This window comes from Psychrobacter sp. AOP7-B1-24 (assembly GCF_052376215.1).
Classification (GTDB): domain Bacteria; phylum Pseudomonadota; class Gammaproteobacteria; order Pseudomonadales; family Moraxellaceae; genus Psychrobacter.
Map to the genome: position 1 here is coordinate 1 of NZ_JBQSVL010000140.1, position 3,339 is coordinate 3,339.

Genomic DNA, 3,339 nt, shown 5'->3' on the forward strand with positions numbered 1-3,339 from the left:
CTATTCTTAAAAACTGCTTATTTAGTGTTTGTAAAGAGTCATAATAGCGTTTAATTACCAATTTTTGGTTATCCTCGCTAACTTCAACAATACCAGTCTTTCCGTCTTTTATAGCTATAATGGGCCGATCATAATCATAAACAATCTCATCAAACTCAGCAGGTAATAAATCTTTGAACTCTCCGTTAGTAAGACCAAACTTACCGTTTTTAGAATAACGATATAGATCGCCAGCAACGTCAATAAGCGATGTCTCTGACTCAAATAGAACTTGTCCTGTGGGGGTGATCACTGTTTCGTTATAAGACTCATCGTGCCATACTGTATCGCTAATCGATCTTACGCTATTAAGATGGGACTGTCTGACTCTCATGATTCTGGGATTTTCAGGAAACGTATCGATAAATTGCTTTTGCCTTAGTGGTACAATAAAGTTATGATTTCGATCTATAATCCCTGATCGATTGCCTTGCCTAACCTCCATAGCAACATTATTATTTTCGCAACTCTCAACATGTTCCATTTCATCATATACAATAGGAACTAATATCGCTCCTGTACCATCTATTAACCCTGATAGTTGACCTTTATTTTTAATATTACTGGTGACTTTATAGTAGCTTTTTTCGCTATCGATATCGTAATATACCGATGTTATTTTCAGGTCAGTACCTAACTCATTTGACGTAGGATATACCCACTCTTTATTGAATATATTGCTAACTTTCACCAATGCGTCATTTTGCTTGCCATTATGAATTTTGGATACGATATAGAAATTATTATTGAGTGCATCGATATCATCATATTCAAAATCAAAGACGAGATTTCCTTCCTTTCCTATTACACCATATAGCCCATCACGCTTGGCTACTACCCTTCCTTCTCCCAACAGCTTTATATCATACAAGCGCTCTTGGACTATCTCATTTGAGGAGTTATAAAGTACATAGTATCCATCTACCTTTTTAAGCGGTGCATCTTCTGGTAGTCCAAAATAGTAGCTACCATCATACTCCGTATCTTGCTGTTTTTCGTAGCAATCACCAATATCAGCATAGGCTAAATGACTGAGCGAAGTGGTAAGAAATACTACCAATGACCATATAGAATAACTTAGCGTGCTACGCTTGTAGCATTTAGATTTAACTGCTGATGTTGACGACATCTTCATAAACTTTCCAATTGCTTTTAATAACGATTACCAACTTGCCAGTGCTATCTAACAACCACCACACTCTATCAAATTATTCAGTGCTATAAGGTTTTGCTCTGCATTAGGATTACCTTGGCTCGCCGCTTTACGATACCATTTTAATGCTTCATCATAATCCTGAGTGACGCCCTCACCTTGTTGATACATCCAGCCTATATTATTTTGTGCTGCAGCGAATTCTTGTTCGGCTGCCCTTTTAAACCAAGCCATCGCTCGATCGTAATTTTGAGCTCTACCTATCCCAGTGCGGTATATGATACCAAGGTTATACTGAGCGGCTGCATTATCTTGATTTGCAGCTTTTATGTACCATTCAAACGCTTTAGTATAATCTTTAGTGACACCTGTGCCATGTTCATATACTACGCCGAGATCAAATTGCGCTAAGGCAAATCCCTGATTGGCTGATATTTTAAGTAAGCTAATCGCTTTATCCATATCTTTTGGGACAATTTTTCCTTGTGAGTATATAACTGCTAGATTATATTGGGCAAAATCATAGCCTTGATCGGCTGACTTTTGATATAGAGCCAATGATTTAGTAAAGTTTTGCTCAACACCTAGGCCTTTATCATAAAGTGCTGCTAGATTATTTTGTGCATTAGCGTAGTTTTGATCAGCTGATTTTTTGTACCATTTAGCCGCTGCATCGTAGTCTTGGCAGATGCTCTCACCTGTTTCATACATTAGACCCAATTCAAATTGCGCCTGCATATCGCCTTTACGAGCAGCAAGCTGATTGTCTCTAAACGTTTGACCTACTTGGTCTGCATCTTTACAAGGCTCTTGTTTTTCTTTTATTAGTAAATTTAGATTAGTTTGAGCTTTTGCATTGCCTTGGTCAATCGCCTTTTGGAACCATTCAGCTGCCTTAGTATCGTCTTTAGGCACACCATAGCCTTTGAAGTAAGACCAGCCTATATTATTTTGAGCCAGTGGCTCATTTTGTGAAGCAGCCTTACGATACCATTTCATAGCTTTACTATAATCTTGTTTGACACCTTTGCCTTCATAGTACATCCAGCCAATATTATTTTGCGCTAGAGGAACTTCTTGAGCAGCAGCTTTTTTATACCAAGCCATAGCCTCAGCATAATCTTGATGACCATTATTTGCATCATGATAGATTGTACCGAGATTATACTGTGCCGAGGCATTACCCTGTTTAGCAGACTTTTTATACCACTCAATAGCTTTGCTATAATTCTGCGGCGTACCACGACCCTTTTCGTATATCACACCCAATTGTAATTGAGCACTGGCATCGCCTGTCAGTGCAGCTGCATAAATTTTCTCAAAGCTTAAGGGCTTGGAAGTACTTTTTTTGGATAAACGATTACTCTTATTAAAAGCCTCAGTATCTCGCTGAATCGACGCCTCACTTGTTATCGCATTCTCGTCACAAGCACTTAGTAATAAGAAAGAAGAGAAACCTACAACGATTATTCGATAGATGAGTTTACATTTTAAAATTTGCACAGTTTAATTCCAAAATTTTTTAATACTAAATAAAGACGTTTGTTAAGATAATAGTTAAAAGTATTATTGATTAACATTGTAAATAAGACTCTAAAATGATTCCTCTATCACTACCACATCAAGACCGAGCTCAACTTTCTCATTGTAATACTCAACATTCGTACCCTTTGTTATTAGGATGTAGTCATCATTATCAGGGTCAATCGAGATAGCATCATACTGCATCTGCTTGACGATATTGCCTTTGGCATCAATAAGACCACTTTTGATTGGCTTTTTACTCTCACTTGTTGATTGCGCTATAACAAAATAAGGATGATTTTTAAGTCGAGCAAGATATTTGTAAGTTGGTGAAATCGCTACTTTTAGGTTGCTATCCAACAGTCCCAATAAGCCACCTTTTTTAATAATAAAGTATCTCGCATAGTCATAGCTGTCGTTGCCTTCGTCATATTGTCTAACCAAAAATGACTCTATAGACTCGTAATCAAAAGGTAGCAGCACTTCTCCATTAGCATTTATTATCCCTTGCTTACCTGCTGAGGTAACGACTAAAGCTGTCTCATCATTAGCAACTATATTGTCTAAGATATGATAATCGGATGATCTATTCACTTTAATAACGCTATTATCAGCATTTATTA

3 protein-coding genes are annotated in these 3,339 nt (G+C 37.3%); all 3 read right to left on the reverse strand.

What is annotated here, in order from left to right; genetic code table 11:
- Positions 1-1,174: WG repeat-containing protein (locus ACT3QP_RS14435; RefSeq protein WP_444525982.1), on the reverse strand; the 1,174-nt coding region annotated here is incomplete at its 3' end.
- 48 nt (positions 1,175-1,222) lie between these two features.
- Entirely contained in the window at positions 1,223-2,695 is a 1,473-nt protein-coding gene (locus ACT3QP_RS14440) for an SEL1-like repeat protein (protein ID WP_444525983.1), read from the reverse strand.
- Positions 2,696-2,785: 90 nt separating this feature from the next.
- Positions 2,786-3,339, reverse strand: a 554-nt coding sequence (locus tag ACT3QP_RS14445; RefSeq protein WP_444525984.1) for a WG repeat-containing protein, incomplete at its 5' end; no start/stop codon positions are given.